Origin of the sequence: Spongiactinospora rosea, from assembly GCF_003315795.1 — a bacterium.
Taxonomy (GTDB): domain Bacteria; phylum Actinomycetota; class Actinomycetes; order Streptosporangiales; family Streptosporangiaceae; genus Spongiactinospora; species Spongiactinospora rosea.
Window position 1 is genome coordinate 231,269 of record NZ_QMEY01000009.1, and the last position, 22,090, is coordinate 253,358.

14 protein-coding genes are annotated in these 22,090 nt (G+C 67.4%); 5 read left to right on the top strand and 9 right to left on the bottom strand.

Annotated features, from left to right (window positions below):
- The first annotated feature begins 21 nt into the window (after nt 1-21).
- The 5 genes from DP939_RS22335 (at nt 22) to DP939_RS22355 (ending at nt 4,264) form a co-directional block, all read left to right on the top strand.
- A complete protein-coding gene (locus DP939_RS22335) occupies nt 22-834 on the top strand; it encodes a hypothetical protein (protein ID WP_113982701.1) in 813 nt (270 codons plus the stop codon).
- Between the two features lie 778 nt (nt 835-1,612).
- Nucleotides 1,613-2,137: a hypothetical protein gene (locus tag DP939_RS22340; protein WP_199565335.1), complete on the top strand. Its 525-nt coding sequence runs from the start codon at nt 1,613-1,615 to the stop codon at nt 2,135-2,137.
- A gap of 225 nt (nt 2,138-2,362) precedes the next feature.
- On the top strand, nt 2,363-2,851 hold the full coding sequence (locus DP939_RS22345) for a hypothetical protein (RefSeq protein WP_113982702.1): 489 nt from the start codon (nt 2,363-2,365) through the stop codon (nt 2,849-2,851).
- Nucleotides 2,852-2,999: 148 nt separating this feature from the next.
- Nucleotides 3,000-3,266: a hypothetical protein gene (locus DP939_RS22350; RefSeq protein ID WP_113982703.1), complete on the top strand. Its 267-nt coding sequence runs from the start codon at nt 3,000-3,002 to the stop codon at nt 3,264-3,266.
- A gap of 359 nt (nt 3,267-3,625) precedes the next feature.
- Complete coding sequence (locus DP939_RS22355; protein ID WP_113982704.1) at nt 3,626-4,264, top strand: hypothetical protein; 639 nt, start codon at nt 3,626-3,628, stop codon at nt 4,262-4,264.
- Between the two features lie 335 nt (nt 4,265-4,599).
- Here the strand turns inward: DP939_RS22355 and DP939_RS45495 are convergent, their stop codons facing one another.
- The 9 genes from DP939_RS45495 to DP939_RS22400 all read right to left on the bottom strand — a co-directional run bounded on the left by DP939_RS45495 (nt 4,600) and on the right by DP939_RS22400 (nt 21,992).
- Nucleotides 4,600-5,040 carry a hypothetical protein gene (locus DP939_RS45495; protein WP_147268083.1) on the bottom strand — a complete coding sequence of 147 codons (441 nt, stop codon included), beginning with the start codon at nt 5,038-5,040 and terminating at the stop codon, nt 4,600-4,602.
- Nucleotides 5,041-6,207: 1,167 nt separating this feature from the next.
- The gene (locus DP939_RS22365) at nt 6,208-12,732 is read right to left on the bottom strand and encodes an RHS repeat-associated core domain-containing protein (RefSeq protein ID WP_158578653.1); all 6,525 of its coding nucleotides are present in this window, start codon (nt 12,730-12,732) and stop codon (nt 6,208-6,210) included.
- A 380-nt stretch (nt 12,733-13,112) separates the two neighbouring features.
- On the bottom strand, nt 13,113-13,880 hold the full coding sequence (locus DP939_RS22370) for a C40 family peptidase (protein ID WP_113982707.1): 768 nt from the start codon (nt 13,878-13,880) through the stop codon (nt 13,113-13,115).
- Nucleotides 13,877-14,755: a replication-relaxation family protein gene (locus DP939_RS22375; protein WP_113982708.1), complete on the bottom strand. Its 879-nt coding sequence runs from the start codon at nt 14,753-14,755 to the stop codon at nt 13,877-13,879. Before DP939_RS22375 ends, DP939_RS22370 begins: the two co-directional genes overlap by 4 nt.
- Before the next feature lie 15 nt (nt 14,756-14,770).
- Complete coding sequence (locus DP939_RS22380) at nt 14,771-17,008, bottom strand: type IV secretory system conjugative DNA transfer family protein (protein WP_113982709.1); 2,238 nt, start codon at nt 17,006-17,008, stop codon at nt 14,771-14,773.
- Between the two features lies 1 nt (nt 17,009).
- The gene (locus DP939_RS22385; RefSeq protein WP_113982710.1) at nt 17,010-17,975 is read right to left on the bottom strand and encodes a hypothetical protein; all 966 of its coding nucleotides are present in this window, start codon (nt 17,973-17,975) and stop codon (nt 17,010-17,012) included.
- Nucleotides 17,972-19,708 carry a VirB4 family type IV secretion system protein gene (locus tag DP939_RS22390; RefSeq protein WP_225878420.1) on the bottom strand — a complete coding sequence of 579 codons (1,737 nt, stop codon included), beginning with the start codon at nt 19,706-19,708 and terminating at the stop codon, nt 17,972-17,974. The genes DP939_RS22385 and DP939_RS22390 overlap by 4 nt, the downstream gene beginning before the upstream one ends.
- Entirely contained in the window at nt 19,705-20,595 is an 891-nt protein-coding gene (locus DP939_RS22395; protein WP_113982712.1) for a PrgI family protein, read from the bottom strand. Before DP939_RS22395 ends, DP939_RS22390 begins: the two co-directional genes overlap by 4 nt.
- Nucleotides 20,592-21,992, bottom strand: a complete 1,401-nt coding sequence (locus DP939_RS22400) for a hypothetical protein (RefSeq protein ID WP_113982713.1) — start codon at nt 21,990-21,992, stop codon at nt 20,592-20,594. Before DP939_RS22400 ends, DP939_RS22395 begins: the two co-directional genes overlap by 4 nt.
- Nucleotides 21,993-22,090: the final 98 nt, after the last annotated feature.

Sequence of the window (22,090 nt, forward strand, 5' to 3'; positions counted from 1 at the left end):
CATAGGAGATCGGAGCCGATCATGGCGAACGAAATTCCCGGCCGATACGTCCCGACCAGCGTCCCGGGGGCGTCCCTCACATCAGAGGACATCGCGCGGGTAACACCAGACGACTGGAAGGAGATTCGCGACCTCGCGCGCGGATACTGCCGCACGGTGGATGCCGCGCGTTCCCGGAAGCGAATGGACAGAAGCGCGACCGTAGTACGCGACGGTCACGCACCCTACGGTACCGACGACGTTTCGGACGACGTCACTCAAGACGCGGTGCTCATGTTCGCGCAGCGTTTGCATGACATCACGACCAAGTGCCAGGTCGCGCCGACCAGTACGCCGGACGATCCAGCATGGATCTATGTCCGACGCGATGGTGGCGAAATGATCGTCACGCCGACCACTCTCAAGCGGTGGGCGGTCCGTGACGCCGCCGCTCGGAACGGCTACCGGGCTGATCTCTCCACAGCCCAGAACAACGGCACACAGGCTGATCAGCCCGTGAGTACGCCACCGCAGGCCGAGACCCTCACCCGGGCCGTCGTCGCGTCGGCTGTAGCTCAGAACAGCGAAGCGATCTTCCAGGCGGCCTACGGCGACGGTCGTGACTTCCCGGTACTGGCGCGCGTATACAAGTTCGCCTCCCAGGCGGAGGATCTCGGGCGGGCCGGTGTGCTGGCGTCGGTCGCACAGGAGATGTACGGCGGTTCGTACGGCTCTCGCTGGAACGTCATCAAAGTGCGCGACGCAGCGAGAGCAGAGTGGTCCGATCTGTCGGCGCGCCTGGATGACGCCAGGGACACGATGATTTACCGGGGGACGGAAAGCGCGGGCGACTGACCAGACGCACCGTTGGCCCCAGGGTTGTTGCCCTGGGGCCATTCTCATGCCATGCCGGTTCCTCGATAAGCCAGTTCTTCAAGCAGTCGGAGTCCCGGCGAGATCGGGCTAGCCAATAGACGATCGGCCCTGCTCGCCCGCCGTATTTATATGTGAGCAGAAACGATGCTCCTAACCGCATTCTCGATTTGATGAGAATGCGTCCTGCCAAGACGTCCGCCACCGTTCGGATACTTCCTGGCCGCGATCCACAGTGCGGTACAGACTGCGAGCCACATCCGGCGTGACCCTGGACAACCACGCCGACACCACCAGTGGACACCGCAACGGCTCACCACTCCAAAGGATTCCACGATGACACTGTCACCGAAGATCATCAGAGTTATGTGCCTGATCGGCGTACTGGCGCCTACCGTTGCGTGCATGGCCGCACCGCAACGCCCCATCGTCGCCAAACGGGTGCAGCCCAAGGTCCACTCAAAGGGGCTGGACTGTGGGGGTAGACAGATCGCGGGTCGGCAGGCTGACGGATGCGTCCGCACAACGCGGTATGTGCCCGCGCGGTACTGGCTGATCACCGGGAGAGGCGAGAGGCTGGAGGTCTCGCCCGAGCAGTACAGGAGGTGTCGGGTCGGCGACCGTTACCCGGCCTGCGTCCGAGACTGACAAGGCGAGCTCCACAGTTTCCTCAGTACGGCAGATGCCGCAGTGTCGTTGCTGCCAGCGACCAGGTGTCATCTACGGGACACTCGACCGGGGGAACGAGGGGCATGAATGAATGAATGAGATGACGGCTGAACTCCTGTTCGATGTGGTGCGCCGGTTGGAGAAGTGCATCGTGTCCCGGAGTTCGCCCGCGATCGTGGCTCTGCAAGGAGCGCGCACGCTGGTGCTCAGCGACTATGACCATTCGCGCGACATCTCCAGCGCTGTTGCCTTCGAGCGCCGTGCCGCGCTCAAGGCTCGCGAGATCGCTGCGGTCCGCTGGGTGCTGGCCGTGCCTCAGGTGTGGGTGTTCACGCCGCCGGACTCGGTCTCGGTGCGCGCCGTGTCGAACCATCCGCTGCGACAAGGCGAACAGGAGGCCATCACCTGGATGAGCTTCGATCGGGGCGCCGGTGTGGACTACGGGCGTGTCGCATACGCTCGCCGTCCGAACGGCGATCCGGTGTTCGAGGAGCCGGAGATGTTCCAGATCGGCATCCGGCCGACCCCGGCGTCGCCGGGCTACACGCTGCTGCAAGCCTTCCTTGCCGAACTCTGTGAAGGTACGGAGCCGACTCCCAAGGGAGTCGGCTCCTGACCCCCTTCCAAACCCGGCCGTCGAAAGCAAGGGCGGAGCTGGAGGCCGCTCCCCAGGATAGGGGCTCAAGACCCTGGGTGCCGAGGGTCGGCGCGGCAGTTCAAGGCTAGGTCAAGATCCAGCTCAGGCGATGTTCTCCGGCTTCCCAGGAAGCTAAACGGGTATGCTGTAGTTAGTTAGAGCGGGACGCACACCCGCCACCACCCCACGACAAAAAGGAGTCCTATGAAGGCCACCAAGACCGCCCCAGCCCCGCGGACCATGCATTACCTCCCCGGCGTGACCCTCCGCCTGACCGGTGCGGCCGAGACCCGCGTGGTCCCCCGTCGCGACCAGGTGGACGTCTACCTTCCCGGGGCCATCGTGATCCTGTGGGATGAGCAGGCCGCCTGGACCATGATGACCGTCTGGCGCAACGCGGGCGGTCAGGCGGAGCGAGTGTTCGGCGCGCGGCGCGCCGCAGGCTATACGGTGATCAACCGGCACACCAGCCACATCACCATCGGGCTGCAAGGCAAGCAATCGGTGGAGGTGTTTGCCCGCAACTACATCCACTCCCGCAGCCAGTGCGGGGAACTGGCCATAGCGGTCGGGCCGCTGACCATCGTGGCCGACGATCGGGAAGCGTACGACCGGCAGGTGGCGACCTGGCGAGAGGCCGCCGCCGCAGCGAACGCGGTGTTCAACCGGAAGAGAGGCCGCGCCCGGCAATAGCAGGGACAGCGACTTCGGGGGCGGCCCTGCCCTGCGGGCCGCCCCCCGAAGTTATCCACAGAACAATGCTCCGGCCGTCGCCGCCCTGTGCGTACCCGTCATCCTGGAGGGGAAGCACAAGCGCACCGCCCCCCGGAAGAGGAGCACCATGTACGAGATTCGCGATCCGGCCGGGCGGGTCCTCGGTACGGCGGACACGATGAGCCTCGCCGAGGCTCGCCTCGACGAGCTGACCCGTGACCAGCCCGGAGAGCCGCGCCGCGCCGGCACCTGGACCATCGTCGATACCGAGACCGGAGTCATAGCCGCCGAACTGACCCGCTACGACGGGCCATCGACACCCTTCCGGTCAGTCGTGGCCACACTCGCCCACCTTGATGCAAGCCCACCAGAGCCGCCGGAAGAGCGAAGATAGGAGCCTCACCCTAAGGCACTGTTCTCCACCCCGTCGCCCGCCTCACGAACGGGTAGGGCCGAGTATCAGGCCGCCCATATCTACCCCCTGGTCAGTAGGTCTGGAGGCTCACGAATTGCCATACCGCCGCCCTGGTGGCAGTCAGTGGCGGCCGATGATACGGGCAACGCCCGCTCGCACACACCGGCCGCCGACGTTCCACCCCACGAGGAAGGAACACCTGCAACCCTACCGACCCGCCAACTCATCGACCCCGAACCCACAGGACACCGCGCACCAGGCACCGGCTACGAGATCGCCCGCCCCGCCCTGGGAGCAGAGCAGTCGCCGCCGAACCCTTCCGGTGGAGGATGGTGGACATGACCAGGGACGACAATCAAGGGGGCGACACGATCACCCTCGCAGAATGGGCGAAGGAGATCGGTCGCACGCCCGAGCACATCGCCATACGCTGGCGACCGGCCCGAGACTTCCCAGGCCCGACCGGCCGCCGCCGACGGCCGGGCATCCCCGGGCCCGGCGAACCGGTGTACGACCGCCGCGCCCTGGAGACCTGGCTCGCCGAATGGGAAAAGGCCCGCGCCCGCCCGCGCCGCCGATATGAGATCCCCGGCGATCCCAACGAGATGCGTACCCTCGGCGCGATCGCCCGGCTGCTCGGCATCGACGGCAAGACGCTTACGCAGTACCGGCCGAAGTTCGATGCGCACGCAGAACACCGCGATCAGGGGGCCCGCAGGCTTTACCGCACGGGCGACATCGTGGCACTGCTGAACGACCGGCCGGGGGCCGGAGTGACGGGCGCCGCCGATGCTGATGCTCGCCGGGGACGCGACCTCACCGACCAAGAGGCCAGGCGCCTGCAAGCCGCCTCCACACCGGAGGAGTGGGCGGCCATCGCACGGGAGCTGCTGGCCGACGGGGCGAGCCGCCCGAGCATAGGCCGGGCGGTCGGCCTCAGCGGCAACGCAGTCGAGCAGCGGCTACGAGACCGCTAGCCAAATACAGCAGCAGAGCGCTCGCACCTCAAAGCCGTGAGCCGTCGGCGTGCTAGCTTCGCTACGGGCGGTTGAGCGCGGAGACGGCTCGTGAAGGAACTCCTAGGCCATGCCTGCACCGCCCTCACCGGCAAAACCCATGCCCGGCTCCGTCTCCAGCGCGACGCCATCGAACGCATGCCCGGGGCCGCTCGGCGACGGCTCCAACAATGGCCGTCAGAAATGATCGCGGGCACTGTAGCCGTGCACGTGGCCGCGAACGTCTCGTTGGCCTCGTCGGAGCTGCTATCACGAGGCCAACAAGGCGCTTTTACGCAGACATCTGCGACCTGTCCTTATCGACCACCGAATACTTCTGAAAACCGACTGAAGATCTCGGCAAGGCCATCTTTTTCCCTAGTGTCCCAGAATTCAGCCAAGAGGCTGAAGAGGGCTTCAACCGCCGCCACGTTCTCTTCATCGCCGAGTGGTTCGGCGGGATATTTCTGGGGAAAATTTGGCAAGGCGTGTCTTATGACAAGCGCTTGCCAGCTCAGATTGGCGCCGTCTTCTAGGTTCGTCGCCAGCCACTCACTGAATCCGTCTAGAAGACGCCATGAATTCCCTGCGTCACACCCAGCCACGAATGCGGTCGCTGCCAGGAAGGAGTCATCCAGTCCGAGCATTCTTGGGCGCTGTCGAGCAATATTGAAGACCTCTAGATAGTCCATGGCCTCAAAACCCGAAGTTGATAAGTCACGATAGTCGAAAAGTTGCTTGTATTCGTTGACAGGCACGCCAGCTCTTGGACTGAACCTATCATAAACCCTACTATTCGCAGCCTGTACTGCAAGAAACGCTGAACGAAGGGGCGGGCTTCCACGTGGGGACTAGATCGCCACATTCCTCAGAGTTGTGAATCAGGATCGCCTGGCCCCTGCCGCTACATCGTAGGCGTGGGTGCCATCAACCGATCAGGTTGTGGACCCCGCTGACCGTCCGATTGAGAATGGAGAACGGCTATTTGAGCATGTGTCCCGTACTGGTACGAAGCCAATGGCCGGTCCGAAGTGCTTCTACCTCCCACCACCGGTGGAAAGCCGGCAGTCAGAAGGGGTGTGTCGGCGGCGTAGATGACGGTCGCATGGCTGCCCCTGCCCACTGTGAGGCGGGCGATTTCTTTTGCGCCCTTGCTCGTGTGCAGGGCCGCTACCGTGCCTGACTGTGGTCTGGCCGGCTTCAGAGTCGGTAGCGATGACCTTGTCCGGCCTTGACGTCTTCGATGTGCTTGTGGGTGCCGTCAGCCATCGGCACCTTGGTGCCGGGGACGAAGTAGCTACAGCCCTGTCTGACGTAGGCTCTGTTGTTCCGACAGGTTCCCGGGCGCCTTAAATCCTGCAGTCGAGGTACACGCATCGGGATCCCTACGCCGATCCCCTCGTCGTCGATGCCCCTGCCCTACAGGCACCTGGCCGACGTCCGTCTCACCGGGGTACGCGCTTTTGCGGGCCCGTCTCGCCGACGTCGGCGACAGGACAGAGTCGACTCCCGAGAAGCCGAATCACTCGACCTTGTCAACATCGCCAAGTCAATTTGTGAGATTTCCCGCCGACGGCACCTATTCTCTCAGGCGCTGCCTCCTTGAAGGGCCTCCTGCAATGCGAAGTGCAGTTCACTCGTCACATCGAACTGCTGGGCGTCTTCCAAGATAAGATCCAAGAATACCGAGTCGGGATAGCCTGCGGTAGCACCGGACGCCGATCGCATCTGATCGATCAGGCGTATTAATAGTTCATTGCCCCCCATTAGCTTCTTTATAGACTCCATAGCAGGAAGCCCCGTGCTTCGCGGGTATGCAGCACGAATAGCGATCCCGAAGTTGGCCGCCACAGCCAGCAAGAACGCCTGCCTTCCTGGTGATGCGAGGACCGCCAGAGCTTCGCTTTTCCTTAGCATAAGAATACTTAGTCCCAGAATCCGTCTTTCGGCTGCTCGCTTTTATAGATCGTTCGCGGCAGCCTGCTCACGTCTATGCCGCGCCCCTTGAGTACATGTATGCGCGTGTTGCCGTTCATGATCGTTCCATCCGGCTTCACGAGCAGCGCACCCTCCTTGGAGCCCAGCTTCAATGACTTGATGATTTCGTCGTTGGTCTTCTTACTCCAATAGTCCAAGGAGGACTTGTTTAGAGACTCTACCGGGTGAAGCATCTTTAATGCGGGAGGGCATTCGTCTGTGTTGTGAACAAGAACAGAGTGGGACCCCAGAAGAACATAGTACGTACGGCTACTGTCTACGGTAAGGTTGTGGACTCGTTGGCCCATCCTAGGCCGGAGGTTGATGTCCGCGATCTGGACGTAGGTTCCCGTGCTGGCCAGCAGCCACTGGCCGGGCCGGAGGTCTTCTGCTTCTCTCCACTGGCGGAGTTCCGGCAGCCAGAACGGGTGCTCATCGGTCGCGTAGGCGACCGCTATCTTTTCGCCCCGTCCCACAGTGATCTGGACGATTTCCTTTGCGCCCTTGCTCGTGTGCAGGGCCGCTACCGGCTTGACCGTGGTCTGGCCGGTTTCGAGGTCGGTAGCGATGACCTTGTCGCCGACCTTGACGTCTTCGATGGGCTTGTGGGTGCCGTCGGCCATCAGCACTTTGGTGCCGGGGATGAAGCTATTGCATTTGGGATTGAAGATTTTAAAGCCAGGGTATGGCCGCTTCGCCCCTAAAGGTATCTTCAATGAGATACCGCGGGGCCCCAAGCTGAGCTTGTCACTCCAACCCGCCCCCAAGAGGTAGACCTGGATATCGGCGTCGCCCCTGGCCATTGCCTGCTGTTTGGCCACGGCGAGCAGGCGGGCGAGGAAGTTTCGATGCCACTCCTCTTCGAGTAGCACATCGGTTTCCCACTGGGTGGGGTCTTGCTTGGTGATGCTCCGGTCCCGTGTGCGCCGGTCGATTTCGGCCTGCCGGGCCTTCTTTATCTTGCGTTCCTGGGCCTCGGTCGCTCTCTGGTGCTTCTTTTCCAGCTTGTGTTCCCACTTGGTCTTCTTCTGACCACTGGGTTTATGTGTCTTGTAGAAGGTGCGGTCGGAGCCGCGGTTGCCGGTGTCCACTCGCAGCCCAGTCGGATCCGACATTCCGATCGGGTTGTTACCGGCATAGGAATAGGGGTTGGCCCATTCGGGTTTGCGGGGGTCGACTTCGGGGTCGGGGCTGATGAACTTGCCGATCGACGAGTCGTAGTATCGCGCGGACAGGTACGACAGCCCCGTTCCGGCGTCTTCGACCTTGCCCAGGAATCCCCGGTCGGTGAACGGCAGATCGTCTTCACCGCGGCGCTGCCCGAACGGCAGGTACCGTTCCCTGCTGACCTGGCCGGTGCCGTCATGGACGGAGAGCTGGGTACTGCCGTGCGAGCCGGACAGCAGCCACCGCACGCCGCTCGCGTCCCGCATCGCGATCAAAGCGCCGTCCGCGCTGGCGTAGTACCGCTTGCCGGTGACCTGCCCGCCGGAGAGCCGCAGTTCCATCGGACCCGCGTACAGAATGGCCGAGCCGTCGGGCTCGCGGCGGATCAGCCGCTCGCCGCTCGCGTCGTAGACCATCCCGGTCTGCTCGCCCTCCACGGTCGCCTCGGTGAGCCGGCCGAGCGGGTCCCAGGTGAAGGTGCCGGCCTTGCCGGCGACATTGCGGCCGGTCAGCTGCCCGACCGCGTCGTAGGTGTAGGTATCGGTGCTTCCAGGTCGGGTGATGGAGGTCACCGCGTTGGGCCGTACAGCGGAGGCGCCCGGTGCCGGGTAGGCGTAGGTCGCGTTCTGCCCGCCGTCGGTCAGGGACGTGATGTTGCCGACCTTGTCGTAGGTGAACGCTTGGCGGTAGGGATCGCTGCCGTTGCCGTCACCGGTCCCCGTGCAGGAGGGTGCGGTGGTGGTGTACGCGGTCTTCAGCCGTAGCAGGCCGTCATAGGCGAAGCATTCGGACTGGCCGTCGGTGGTGCCCGGGACGGCCGAGGCGGCGTCCAGGACGCGGGTGATCTGGCCGCCGATGTCGTAGCTGTAGCGGTCATCCTGCACCGTCTCGGGTGCGGTGGTGTCCGCCTTGGTCTGGGTGACCAGGCGGCTGAGCCGGTCGGTCGTCGGGTCTCGATGCAGGGTCCGCTTGATCTGTCCATTGGCACCGAGGGCGCGGGCGTCCAGCTTGGCGGTGGGGCTGTAAGCGACGTCCTTGAGGTAGGTGCCCAGCCCTGATGTCAGGCCGTTGACCAGGCCGAGATCGGTGTAGGCGTGTGTGAGCGTTTCGGCGGGCAGGCCGCCGCCGGCGGGCAGGGTCTGCTGGCGCATGTTGCCCGCCGCGTCGTAGGTGTTGGTGAAGGCGTATTCGCCGCCCAGCGCGCCTTCAGCGGCCGGGATGGTGAGCTTGGTGGCGGTGGGCCGGTAGGAATGGTCGTAGGCCGTGACCGCCTGGGAGTAGGCTCGGCCGTCCGCATAGCTGGTGGACGCGCCGGGTTGCCCCAGAGCCACGGTGTCGAAGGTCCACTCGGCGAGCTTGGTACCGGTGTTCGGCTCGCCGGCCCATTGCGCGGTCTGCCGGCCGAGGTCGTCGTAGGTGTTGGAGATCTTCTGGTTCTTGGCGTTGAGGCTCCACAGCAGGCGGCCCGCTGCATCGTAGCCGTAGCTCGACGCCCCCGCGTCGGGGTCGGCTGCTGTCAGACGCCGCCCTAGCCAGTCGAAGGTCGAACTCCGGACGTTGCCGTTGGCGTCGGTCATTTTGACCGGGTTGTTGTTCAGGTCGTAGGCGTAGGTGGTGTCGTTGTGGGCGGAGCCGTCGGCCCATTCCTCGACTTTTACCGTGCGGCCGAACGCGTCGGTGACCGTGGCGGTCTTGCCGCCGACCGGTGGGGTGACCTCGGTGCGATCCTCACCGGGGTAGGCGGTGGTGGTCCGCCGAAGTTCGGTGCCCAGGTTGTAGTCGATCGCGGCGACCACCCGCTCCTGGTCGTCGTAGACGTTCTTGGTCCACTGCGGCAGGCTGGTCAGGGCCGGGTTGAGCAGGCCGCTGCCCGCTTCCTCCTGGTTGTGCACCGGATCGGAGTCCGCCAGCGTCAGCCCGCGCGCGTCGTAGGCGGTCACGGTCACGATCCGGCCGCCGGCCGGGGAGTCGGACTGCGCCTCGCGGGCACGTCCGAACCCGTCGTCGTAGCTGTGGCTGGTCAGCCACTTCGCGCTCGGCCCGGAACCGGTCAGCAGTCGTTTGGTGGTGGTCTTGGTGGCCGCGGTGGGCTGGCCCCAGCCGTCCCAGGCGATGTGGTACGACACCGTGCCTGTGGGCGTGCCGCCGCCGCGCGGTTGACCGGGCCCCCACACCGTGGTGGTACGGCCGAGCGCGTCGTAGTCGAACTCGGCGACCTTACCGTTCGCGTCGGTGATCTTGGTGGGGCTGCCGTACCGGAATGAGGTCTGAGTCGTGAGGGTGTGCCCGAGCGGGTTGGTGACTGTGACGCCGTCGCTCGGCCAGCCCACCGCCGGGGAGTAGGTCGTCGTGGCGACCTTGCCCAGGGCGTCGGTGCCGGTCAGCGGCCGACCATAGTCGTCGAAGGTCGCCTTGACCGTCGAGATCGTTGACGCGGTGGCGTACGAGCGGACCTCAGTGGCATTGCCGTCGGTCGGCTTGTTGGTCGCCGGGTCGGTGCCCTGGTCGTACAGGGTGACCTTCTTGCCGATCAAAGTCCCCGAGGCGCAGTCGTCGCCCGCGCGTACCTCGGTCACCGAGGGGAAGTCGAGCAGCCACTGGCCAGGGTCGCCGTTGCGGGCGTAGGTGGTGGAGGTGCAGGTGTTGTCGGCCGTGACGCCGTCCTGGCCGTACTCGTTGACCTTGTTCGGCAGGCCGTCGGCGTTATAGGCGGTGCGCTTGTCGGTGTACCGCCAGCCCCCGCCGGTGACCTTCTCCCGCGACCGCTCACGAGTGGTCAGAACGAAGGCCGGATCCATGGTGCCGGGGCCGTTGCCGGTGGACTGGATGGTGTACTCATAACGGGTGGAATCGACCTCGGTATAAGCCCGCGGGCTGAGCGAGGTCATCTTCCATTCCTGCTCCTGCAGAACCTCTCCCTGCAGGGCCGCCACATCGGTGACCGTGCCGCCCTCGAAGTGGGGGACGGCCTGACCGGTGCCGCGCAGGAAGGTGCGGGTGGACACGCTGTACCCACTGGGGTCGGTACCTGAGCCCTCGATGGTCCGTACCTGTCCGTAGCCGCGCCAGTCGGAGCCGGTGGGCGCCTGGTTCGGCTGAGCGAACTGCACCCGGTTGGTCCACCACGGCGAGCCGATGAACTCGTAGTTGTAGACCATGTCCGGCGATCCGGCCACCATGTCCCGCTCGACGACCTTGACCGCGAGTTGCTTGTAGAACCGTGCCCAGCTCTCGTATCCCGAGTCGGGGTCGCTGCCGTAGTCGACCTGGTAGCAGTCGCCGGTCTTGTCAGGCAGGTAATCAGAACCGTCGCGGCCCTTGCCGCCGCCACATGGGTCCGCTTGGCCGTAGGTGACCTCGATACGGCCGCCCATGCCGTTGCTGATCGCGCCGATCCTGGGCACCATCCGCCACGACAGCAGGTCGGTCCAGTCCGACATCGTGTCGTAGTCCATCTTTCCGGCCAACATCACCGCGTCGAAGTCATGTGGTGGCACGGTGATCTGCTGTTCCCCGGCGATGCCGACCTCGTGCACCGTGTCCAGCCACAGCACCGGGTCGTACGGCGGGCCGAAGTCGGTGCGCTGATAGATCCAGTCGTGGCTGAGGACCAGGCGGCGCACCTGGTCCCACTCCCCGGTGTCCGGGTGGCGCGCCTCGCTCGATATCGAATCCAGTTTGCGGCTGGAGTAGAACGCGATCGCGCTGTTCCCGCAGTCGATGGGCAGCGGGCAGTCCAGGTCGGTCGGCTCGTCCACACCGCCCCGTGAGGAGGTGTCGAACGTCATCCGCGCGGTCGGGACGCTGCCCGTCACCTGGGTGTTGTGGCCCCAGGTGGCCTCGGCGAGATGACCGCCCTGGTTGTAGGGCAGCACCCGGTACGTCTCGTGCAGGCACGAGGGCAGGCAGAAGTAGTTGGTCTCCTCGACATAGGAGTAGTCGGTCACGTTCTCGTTGCGGTCGATCTCCTGGTCGAGGTTCCACCGCCACACGCCATTACAGGTCGGCGGGATGGCGTCATTCTGGTACCGGTCGAAGCAGGGTTCACCCTGCTCGTTGCCGACGTAGGGCACCTGCCACTGCGCGTCGGCGGTGTAGCCGAACCGCCAGTCCTGCCCCTGCTCGTCGGTGAGCCGCCAGTACGGCTGGCCATCGGCGCCGCCGTTGACCTGTTCGATCTTCCATCCGAAATCGGGGACGGTCTTGTATTTGCCCGAGGTGCGGTCCTTGACGATCTGCGCGGACCGGCCACCCGCGTTCAGCACCAGCTCCGACTGCGACTTGTCGTTGGTCGTGCTGTCGCCGTCGTTCTCGTCCGGCGACTCCCAGCACAGCGCCTTGCCGGCGATGCCGTTCGGCTCAGTGGCGATCCAGATCAGGTCGGCGGTCTCGGGATCGTAGTAGTTGTCCACATCACAGCGCCGGAAGCGGCGCTCGATGAAGCCCGCGCTCAGGTCCCACCCGGTGCCGACGACACCGGCCTGATTGTTGGTCCACTTGCCCTGTCCGTCCACCGATGAGGCGCTGTACTGCAGCGCAAGGTCGGGGCCGCTCCCAGTGGGGGAAGGCGGCTCGGGCAGCGGTACGCCGTAGTCGAACCCGCCGCCACTGGTGCCCGCCTGCCAGGTGCCCGAGGGCTTCAGGTCGGTGGCTCCCCAGTTGCCGTCCGGCCCGGTCATACCCGCCGCAAGGACGTACACCGACCCGGCGGCGAGCTGAGCGGCCAACGCGGTCTCCGCAGCCTTGGCGGCGGCGGCCTTACGATCCTTGGGCTTCGCCGTGGGAGGCTCGACTTCGGCCAGGGAGGCGCCGACCGCGCTCACCTCGATGTCGGCGACGAGCGTGCCACTCTTGACGTCGTTATGCGCCTTGATCGGCGTCGGCTGGGTGATGCATCCACGGGGCCGGGGGCTTTGCAAAACACATGTGGGCAGCCGCAGCACCTGCAAACGCCCGGCGAACTGACCGCCGTACGCCTCCCGGAATCCTGCATAGGAGAACTCAGCGCGTACCTTTCCAGCCACCGGCTTGCCGTCGGCCCGTAGCAACTGCGCTGCGATGCCGACACCGCCGAGCTTCCGCACCGTTTCGGCGGGCAGAGTCTCCACCTTCACCCGGGTGACATCGCTGCCCTTGACGGCGGCCACCTTGACGGGAAGGCCACCGGCCTCTGCCAATGCCACGCCGGAGAGGCCGACTTCGGCACTGCCCGCCTTGGGCCACACTGGTGCACGCCGCTTGACCTTGGGCTGAGATTCCTCGGCGCCCTTGGTGGTCTTCTTCTCCGGAACTTCCCTCCCGTCCACGGACGGTTCAGGAGTTGGGACGGCAGCCGAAGCGGGCCGGACCAGCGGTTCCGGAGCACCCATTCCAGAGATAACCAGCAAGGCCGATAATCCGGCGACTATCGCCACCAGCCACATTCGCGCACGACGAAAACGCATACGGCACCCCGTCCAATGACAACCTGACGCAGAGCTACACGCGCCGATAACCGGCGAAAAATGGATCACCTGGAATGTGAATCATGTCAGGGGATCGGTCAATGCCGGGAAAGTGCCTTTCCCGATGCGCGTGGTCACGATACGGCCGACACTCACCCCATGAAGACTGGTCAGATGTTGTGTACGAGGCTGCGAGGCGAACTACTGTGATCTATGTCACATTTAGGGTGGCTCATTAGGCGCTACAGGCGGCCAGCTCCCAGGTAACCCGCTCTCTCGATAATGTCCACTCGGACGACGGCTCCAGTGTGGGGAGCGTTCACCATGTGGGTGGCTGAAATGGCGAGGCCGACGTGATCGGGGCCGGGGCGAGTCGGATCGGTCTCGTAGAAGACCAGGTCGCCTGGGGTGATCCTGCTTTTCGGAACTGGTGAGCCGGCTCGCCACTGTTCGTAGGTGGTGGTTCCGATCCGGACGCCTGCTTGTGCCCAGGCGTACTCGGTGAGTCCGGAGCAGTCGAAGCCCAGGGTTCGTGCGCCACGGCCGATGCCGTACGTCGGGCCGGCTGGTCCGCCGCCGCCCCAGGAATAGGGAACGCCGAGCATGGTCAGGGCTGCGCGGACCGCTATCGCTCCACGACCCGAAGTGGGGTCGGCCAGTGTGTCGGAAGCTTGGCTGCTGCATGGGGTGGTCGCGGCCGCATTCGCGGTCTTGGAGCGAGTGCTGAGCATGGTGATGATGGCGTGGGCTTGGGGGCCCCAGCCGTGGTCGCTGATGGTGGTCTCGTCCTGGGCGGATTCTTGGAGTGCGGTGGCGAGGCCGATGATGGCGGCCTCCCTTGGCAGGCCAAGGGAGTTCGCCGCGTCGATGATGGCCTGGGCGTTGGCCATCTGCTGGGGGCTCAGGCTGAGCGTGCAGGTGGAGAGGGTGGCGGCAGTGGCTCCGGTGAACAGGGCAATGCAGACGATCAGGGCGGCGCCTGCTGCGATGGCCTTTGTGAGGGTGGTCACTCGGTGACCTGGCGGGGTAGTTCGCGGGGGCCGAGGTGGGGCCAGTGGGTGGCGAGGGTGGCCAGGCGGAGGCGGGGGTTGGGGGTGTTCAGGGGGAGCCAGCGTTGGCCGGCGGGGCCGTCGTTGATCAGGCCGCCGGTGCGGGAGGTGGTGGCGATGGGGACGGTTTGGGCGGCCGGGTGCTGGAGGAGGCGGGTGCGGAGGTTGGCTTCGCGGCGGTCGCTGTGGACGGAGAACAGGACGGGCGTGACGATGGCGGTGCGCTGGGCGAGGAGGGCGTAGCCGTCGAGTTTGGCGGCGACGCGGTCCAGGGGTTCGGTGCCGGTGTCGTGTTCGAGGAAGAAGTCCAGGTTGTAGCCGTCTTCGCGCCAGCGGGCGTAGCCGTCGGGGCGTACGGTCTGGCCCCATTGGGCGGTGCAGCGGTGTTCGGGCCACCAGGTGACCAGGCGGGCGTTTTCGTGGCGGCGGGCGAAGGCCGCGAGGGCGGCGTGGAAGTCGTTGACGCCGACCAGGTGGGTGAGGCGCTGGTTGTGGGCGATGCCGAGGGCGCGGTCGCGGCGGTAGCCGAGGGCGGCGAACTCGATGCCATCTTCGGAGGCCAGGACGGCGGCTCCGGCCGCGCCGATGACGTAGTGGTAGGGGGCGGCTCCGGCGCCGACGGGGAGGTTGGGGCGGAAGCGTTCGAGTACGCCCATGTGGTGCAGGGTGAGCAGGCGCTTGCGGGTGGCGGTGTCGGTGTCGAAGAAGAGCTGGGTGATCTGGGGTGAGGTCAGGACGCGGTGGTCCCAGACGGCGCGGAGGATCTTGCGGTCGCGGGGCGTGAGGCGTACGGCGAGCGCGGCCAGGACGGCGGGCGTGAAGCGGGACTGGGTCATGGGTGGTGCTCCTTTTCAGTGGGTTCGTGGATCGTTGGGTACGGGGATGGCGGTTTGGCGGCCGTGGGCGTGGGCTGCTGCGGTGCGGACCTGAGCGGCGACGTTGGGGGCGGGCTCGGGCAGGGGGCGGGTCCGCAGGGTGAAGGGCGGGGCTTCGGCTGAGCGGACGACCAGGCGGGCGGCGGCTTGGAAGGCGTCCAGGTTGGCCAGGTCGTGGGCGGACAGGTGCGGGGTGAAGTGCCGTTCGGCTTCGCGGGCGTCCTCCGGCGACAGCGAGAAGTAGATCTTGTTGCGGGCGTCGGAGGAGATGGCCTGGCGCAGGTGGCGTGGTAGCTGGGCGAGGTGCTGGTGGGCCAGTACGAGTGACACGCGGTAGGCGCGGGCTTCGGCGAGCATGTCGCTCAGCGCGTGCGGGAGGGTGAGGAAGTTGTGCGCCTCGTCGCAGTAGAGCGCGGCGTGGCCGCGTGGGCGGCCGAGTTTGGCGCGGCGGGCGGCGGCCTGCCACACCTGGGCGAGGATGACCGAGCCGAGCAGGCGGGCGGTGTCGTCGCCGAGTACGCCTTTGGGCAGGCGGACCAGCAGGATGCCGCCGTCGAGTACGTCGGCCAGGTCGAAGGTGGAGGTGGCCGAGCCGAGGATGTCGCGGACGAACGGGCGGAGCAGGAAGGCCCGCAGTTTGTTCATGATCGGGGCGGTGACGTTGGCCTGGGACTGTTCGGACAGGCTGTCGTACCAGTTCCAGAAGCCGCGCAGGATCGGGTCGCCCAGGGTGGCGGTGGCGCGTTGGCGGCGGGCCGGGTCGGTGAGCAGGTCGGGGATGTCGGCGAGGGTGCCGCCGGTGCGGGCCAGGGTGAGCGCGCAGCCGCGCAGGATGTCGTCGGTACGCGGGCCCCAGTAGTCGCTGTAGATGGTGTGGAAGATGCCGACGAGGTTGTCCACGGTCATGTCGGCGTCTGTGGACGGGCCGCCGAGGGCGTTGAGGGAGGGGCGGGGGTGGCGGTCGTCGGGGTCGATCAGGACGACCTTGGCGGCGTGCTCGGGCGGGATGAGTCCGAGGAGGTCGCGTATCAGGTCGCCCTTGGCCTCGATGATCACCGTGCCGCGCCCGGCCTGGATGTCGGACAGGATCATCTGGGCGAGGAGGGTGGATTTGCCGGTTCCGTTGGGGCCGAGGACGTGTACGTGGTGGCAGGAGTCGGCCACGCGTAGCGCGACGGGGCGTTCGTGGCCGGCGTCGGAGACGCCCAGGATCTTGCCGGTCCTCGGGATGGCCGGTGTCGGCGGGACGCTGTTGGCGCCCGCGCGGGTCAGCCCGGGTACGGCGGGGTCGAGCGGGAGGTGGGCGAGTGCGGCCAGTTCGGGGACGGAGAGGAGGAAGCCGCGGCCGAGTCGGCGGTCGGCGAGGCGGCGGGCCGGGGCGGGCAGGCGGTGGCGTTGCAGGCGGTTGTGCCCGTTGTAGAGGGCGAACGCGGACGCGATGGCGTGGGCGCGGCCGGTGAGGGCGCCCCGGGCGGAGCGTGGGTCGTCGGCTTGTACGGCGTAGCGGATGGCGACTTCGTAGCGGGGTCGTTGCGCCTTGTCGCGGATGGCTCGGGCTTCGGCGGACTCCTCCAGCCTGGCCACTCGGTCGGGGGTCGGGTGGTAGCCGTGGCCGGGGGTGATGAGGTCGAGTACGGCGCGTACTGGTCGGACGAGGAGTGGCAGGCCGGAAAGGCGTCTGCCGGTGGCGGGGCGGGCCAGGATCTGGATGGCAGCGTGTTGCCGCTGTGGCATGCCGGCTGCCGCGCCGAGCAGGGCGCGGAGCGGGTCGATGCCGTGGCCGTGCCGGATCGGCAGCCGTTCGCCTCGGGCGGGCAGGAAGCTGCCGCCGATCGCGCGGCCGGTGAGCGGGACGGGCGGGGTGGCGTCGGCCGGTCGGGTACGGCAGGACGGCCAGGCGGCCTCAATGGCGCGTTCCACCAGGTGCTGGGGGATCACGCCCGGGACCCAGATCCGGATGCGGACGCCGTTGATGCCGAAGAGGTACTCGAAGGCGAGGTGCGGTTGGCCGAGCAGGACCCGTTTCCAGGCTGGGTGGAGCAGGCCGATGAAGTTGGCCCACAGCGTTTCGGCGGCGGGCATGTCGGCGGCCGGTGGGGCGAGGATCTCGACGCAGCGGGCGTCGCGGGTGAGGCGGCGGTGGCGTAGGCGCTTGACGGCCGCGTGGGTGAGGGGGACGGCGGCGGCGACGGTGAAGGCGAGAAGGTGGCTCATGTCAGGCGCCGTCCACGGCGGTGGTGAGGGACCAGGCGCCGATGATGTCGGCCTTGGCCCGACTGCCCGCCGGGGGGATGGCGGCGAGGAACCATCCGGCGCGGTCGATCGAGACGCGGCGGGTGTAGTACGCGCGGCGGGCCAGCTCGGTCTTGGCGAAGCGGATGGGCGCGGGGGAGGCGGTCGCGGGCAGGAAGCGCTGGCGGTCGTGTAGGCCGTACCAGGCCAGCGCGCCGCCATCGGCGGTGCGCAACGTGTAGATGGGCGGCGGGATGCGGGCGGCGTGGCGGAACCACCACTGGCCGCGTAGGACGGCGCGGTCGGCGAGTACGGCGCGGGCGGCTCGGGTGGTGTGCGCGCCGGGGGCGAGTAGTGTCCGTGCCTGCTTGGCGCGGTGGGCGCTGGCGACCGACCAGCCGTGGGCGTGGGCGACCTGGAGGGGGTCGGCGATCAGGCCGGTTCGGGTGCCTGGGTCCAGGGCGGTGGCCTGGCCCTGGGCGTCCAGGTGTGGCTGTGGCACCTGCCTGTCCGTACGGGACGCGGCCACGACCCGCCATCCTGCGGTGGTCTCCTCGAAGATGAGGTGGGTGCGGGCGGTGGCTCCGGTGTAGGCGATCGTGGCGAGGAACCATCGGGCGCGGCCTGGTTGTGGGCGGGGAATGGTGAAGCGGGCCTCGCTGATCGAGGGCGGGGGTGAGATGGGGTGGTTGGTCTTGGCGGCGAGGCGGAACTGCGTGCGGGTGAGCTTCAGGGCCAGGCCGGCTTCGGCATGCTCCATTCCTCGTCCGCCGGCGTGGAGGGCGCGAAGGTACGTCTGCTGGTACGTGTGGTGGATGCGGCTGGCTTCGGCCTGGGTGAGCTGCTTGCGGGGTTGGACGGTGGCGTGGGTCTCTTTGGCCTGGCCGCAGGCAACGCAGAGCGTGAGCTGGGCGGCCAGCAGGGCGGTGGCGATGGGGCGGGTGATCATATGTCCTCCTCAGGATCGAAATTCGGGTTGGTGGTGAGTTCGGCGAGTTCTGCGGGGTCGCTGGTGACGGTGTCGTGCTCCCAGGCGCTGCTGATCACCTGGAAGGCGGCGCGTTGCCGTCCGGCTGCGAGCAGGCCCATCCCGCGTTCGGCGGACAGCAGGAGCTGACGTTCGCCGTCGGAGAGCTGGAAGGCGTCGGTGACGGTGTCGATGGCCTGCGGAGCTTGGCGGAGCAGGATCTGGGTGGTGGAGTTGCCGATCACCGCTTGGCCGATGTCGGAGCCGAGAAGGTCGGCGGCGTCCTGAGTGATCACTGACAGGCCGGCCCAATGTTTACGGGCGGCTTTGGCCATCTTGAGCAGGAATTTCGCGCCTTCGGGTTCGCGCATGAGCAGCCATGCCTCATCGACGACGACCAGGCGGGGGCGGCGGTCGGCCGGGTTGGAGAGGCGTCGCCAGACGGCGTCCAGGGTGAGCAGGGTGCCGACCGGCTTGAGTTCGTCGGGCAGGTCGCGCAGGGAGAAGACGATCAGGTGGGAGTCGGGGTGGGTGGTGGTCTGGCCGTCGAACAGGCGGCGGTGGCTCCCGGTGACGTAGGGGGCGAGCCCGGCGGCGAGCTGCTGCGCGTGCGGGTCGGGGTCGGCGGCGAGTGCGGTGGCCAGGTCGCGCATGAGCGGTGGGCGGCGCTGCCAGGTGTCCGGTTCGGTGGTGATTCCGGCGTTTCGGTAGGTGGCCAGGATGGCGCGATCGAGGGCGGCTTTGGCGGTGTTGGGCAGCGGTTCGCCGAGCATGACCGCGACCAGGGTGTGCAGGAACAGGGCGCGGCGGGTGAGCGGATCGTCGCCGGGGCGGCTGCTGGGCGGCAGGTCGAGGGGGTTGAGCCGGACGTCGGGGGCGCCGAAGTGGAGGTAGGCGCCGCCGACGGTTTCGGCGAGGCGGGCGTACTCGTCTTCGGGGTCGATGACGGCGACTTCGACCCCTTGGTACAGGGAGCGCAGGGCCTCCAGCTTGGCCAGGTAGGACTTTCCGCTGCCGCTGCTGGCCAGGATGACGGAGTTGTGGTTGGCCTGGGCGAAGCGGTCCCAGGCGACCAGGGACGCCGAGGAGAGGTTGGCTCCGTACAGGACGGCGGTGGGGCCGAGTTCGGTGGTCAGGTCGGGTGAGGTGAAGGGGAAGGCGGCGGCCAGGGCGGGGGTGTCGAAGCTGCGCCGCAGGTCGAGGTTGTCGTAGGCGAGGGGGAGGGAGCTGATCCAGCCTTGGAGTTGCCGGTAGGTGAGCGGCCGGGCGTCCAGGAGGAGGGATCCGGCCAGGGCACGTACCTGGGCGCATGCCTCATCAAGGGCTTGTGGCGTGGTGGCGTGCACGGTCAGGTAGATCGAGGCGCGGAACAGTTTGGCCTGGCCGCGGGCGATGCGGGCGGCGAGGTCCTGGGCGTCTTCGGCGGCGGCTTCGGTACCAGGGTCCAGGAGGCGTCCGTGCTGGTGGTCGCTGCGCAGCCCGGACTCCAGGCGGGCGAACTGCTTGCGCAACCGGTCGGAGGCGACGAGCGAGGGCACCGGCTCGATGTGCAGGGAGACGTCCAGGCGTCCGGGGTAGGTGAGCAGGGGTTCCAGCCATCCGGGGGCGACCTCGCGGGGGTAGCCGGTGATCGCGAGGATGGCGCAGACACCGTCGGTGACGTGCAGCCTTCGGGGCTGGACCTCGATCGAGTCAGGGCCGAAGCGGATGGTCACCGGGAGCCTCCGATCACGTCGTCGCCGTCGGGCAGTGGTGGTGCGGTGGGGTCGAAGCAGGAGGTCAGCAGGGCATGGACGGCGGTGGCCGGGAGCGGCCGGACCACCAGTCCGCCGGCCGACAGCACGCGTGCGGCCTCGTCCAGCCGGCGTAGGGCCGTACTGCCATGCGGACCTGCGGCGGGTTCACGGACGATGAGCAGGACCTGGCGGCGCAGCAGGTCATGCCGGGCCGATAGGTCGGTGAGGAAGGCGGCGTGCTCGGCGGCGGCGTGTGAGAGTGCCGGGTGGGGCAGGGCGGGAGCGGAGTTGCGCAGGTCGGCGATGGCGGCCGACAGATCGATGCGCTCGGCGCGTACCAGGACCTGGACCTGGCCGGACAGCGCGTTGAGCCACCGGGCGAAGGCGGACACGAGCGCGTCCTGCTCCTCGGCCGTACGCAGCGCGAAGTTGACGGTGGAGACCTCGGCGACGGCGGCGACGCCGTCCGGGCCCAGGTCGATCAGGCCGTGCTCGGTGACACCGCGGGCGGGCAGCCGCAGCGGGGACGGCGATGGCCCCGGGCGAGCAGCTATCCAGGTGGGTGGGGCTGGGGCGGCGGATCGGGTCATGTGCTTGGCGGCGCGGCGGTGGCGCAGGGCGGCGAGGACGTAGCGGTCCAGGGAGATACCGTCGTGCCGGCCGATGGCCAGCACGATGCCCGCAACCGCGATGGGCACGGCGAAGACGGCCAGGGCCAGCGGCGGGACGTGGTCGGCCAGGAGCAGGTAGCCGCCGTACAGCAGTACGCCGGTGCCGCCGAAGATGATGATCTGACGCGCGGTAAAGCCTCCGATGATCTTGTCCGGGGCCTCGACGTCGGCGGGGATGCGGACGATGTCGTTCATCGCTTGTCACCGCCCTTGCGGCGGGCGGGCGGCTTGCGGCGGGGCTCGCCGTGGTTCTCCGGCCATTCGGGCGTGCCGGGAATCGGCGCGCCGGGCGCGACGATCGGGCGGACCGGGGTGCCGCCGGTTGCCTTGGGCGGGGTGGCCGTGCTCTGGTTGCGGAGGTGGTACATCTGCCCGAGCCCGGCCGGGCCTCTGGCGTAGTAGGTCTCGCGCGGGTAGCCGTAGACGGGGGTGGTCGCGGGGACCGGGCCGGGCGGGTTGGGAGTGGGCCGGTACTTGCCCGGCATCGGCGGCCCGGTCGGCGCGTGTTTGATCGGGGTCGGGGCCCATTGCTGCGGCGGACGGCGGGCACCGACCGGGGCGTGCTTGAACGGCCCGCTGCCACCCCGTGCCGCGACGGCAGCGGTGCCGGCAATACCGGTTGCCGCGGCTGCCGTACCGGCAACCGCTCCTGCCATCGCTGGCAAGGCCCGCCCTGTCATGGCAGTGGCCGTTGCCGTTTTCCTGCCGCTGCGGCCCCGCCCGAGGTGCAGCGTGCTCAGGATCGGTGAGGCGAGCCGGTAGGCGATGGCGTACTTGACGATCCGGGCGATCGTCGAGCCGCGGCCACGGTGGGTGAAGACCGTACGCGACACCCAGCCAGGGATGCGGACCAAGATGATCAGCAGGCACAGGGCGATCAGCAGGTTGTAGAGCTGGCCGTGGAGCGTCAGCCCGACGATCTGACGGCCGTCCTGGTTGAAGAAGATCCGCACCGCGGCCACCAGGGTCAGGGACTGGCCGATCTGGATGAGCAGCAGACCGGTGAACGCCCGGCCCCACAGCCGGGCCGCGCCGTCGGTATGCGGTAGCGCCAGGCAGGCCAGCGCGAGAGGCGCGACGATCACCAGCAGGATCGTCATGGCGATGCGGAACATGAAGGTGATCAGCAGCAGGATCAGCAGGATGACCGCGACCAGGGCGAGCAGGACGTAGAAGATCTCGCCGTCGTTGTAGGGCAGGATCATCGTCCGGATGGCGTTGGTCGCGCGTGCCGCGTCGAAGTCCTGGCCGAGCAGTGCGAGCGAGACGCCGTTGGCCAGCCGGACGGCTTCGATCGTGAAGAACAGGCTGAAGTTCGCGGCCCCGAACGCCACGACCAGGCGCGGCAGTACCTCCTTGATCGCGTACCGGGTCTGTACCGTGCCATGGCCCATGACCATCACCCCGGCGGCGATCACCAGGACCACGAAGCCGCTGTTGGCCAGGACCGCGCTCGCCTGCCACAGATCATGGATCCGTGGCTGTCCCTCGATGTCCGGTGTGGCCAGCAGGGTCTCGGCCAGGGCGCTCAGCAGGGGGCGGATCGCCATGGCGGTGAGCTGGGCGAACCAGTTGTTGATCTGCCCGTTCACCCAGCCGCCCAGGTCCAGTCCGAACGGCGGAGCCGGAGGAGAAGGGGGGCTGGGGGTGGGGGTGGGTGCCGGCGTCGGTGCGGCGGCAGCGGGCCCGG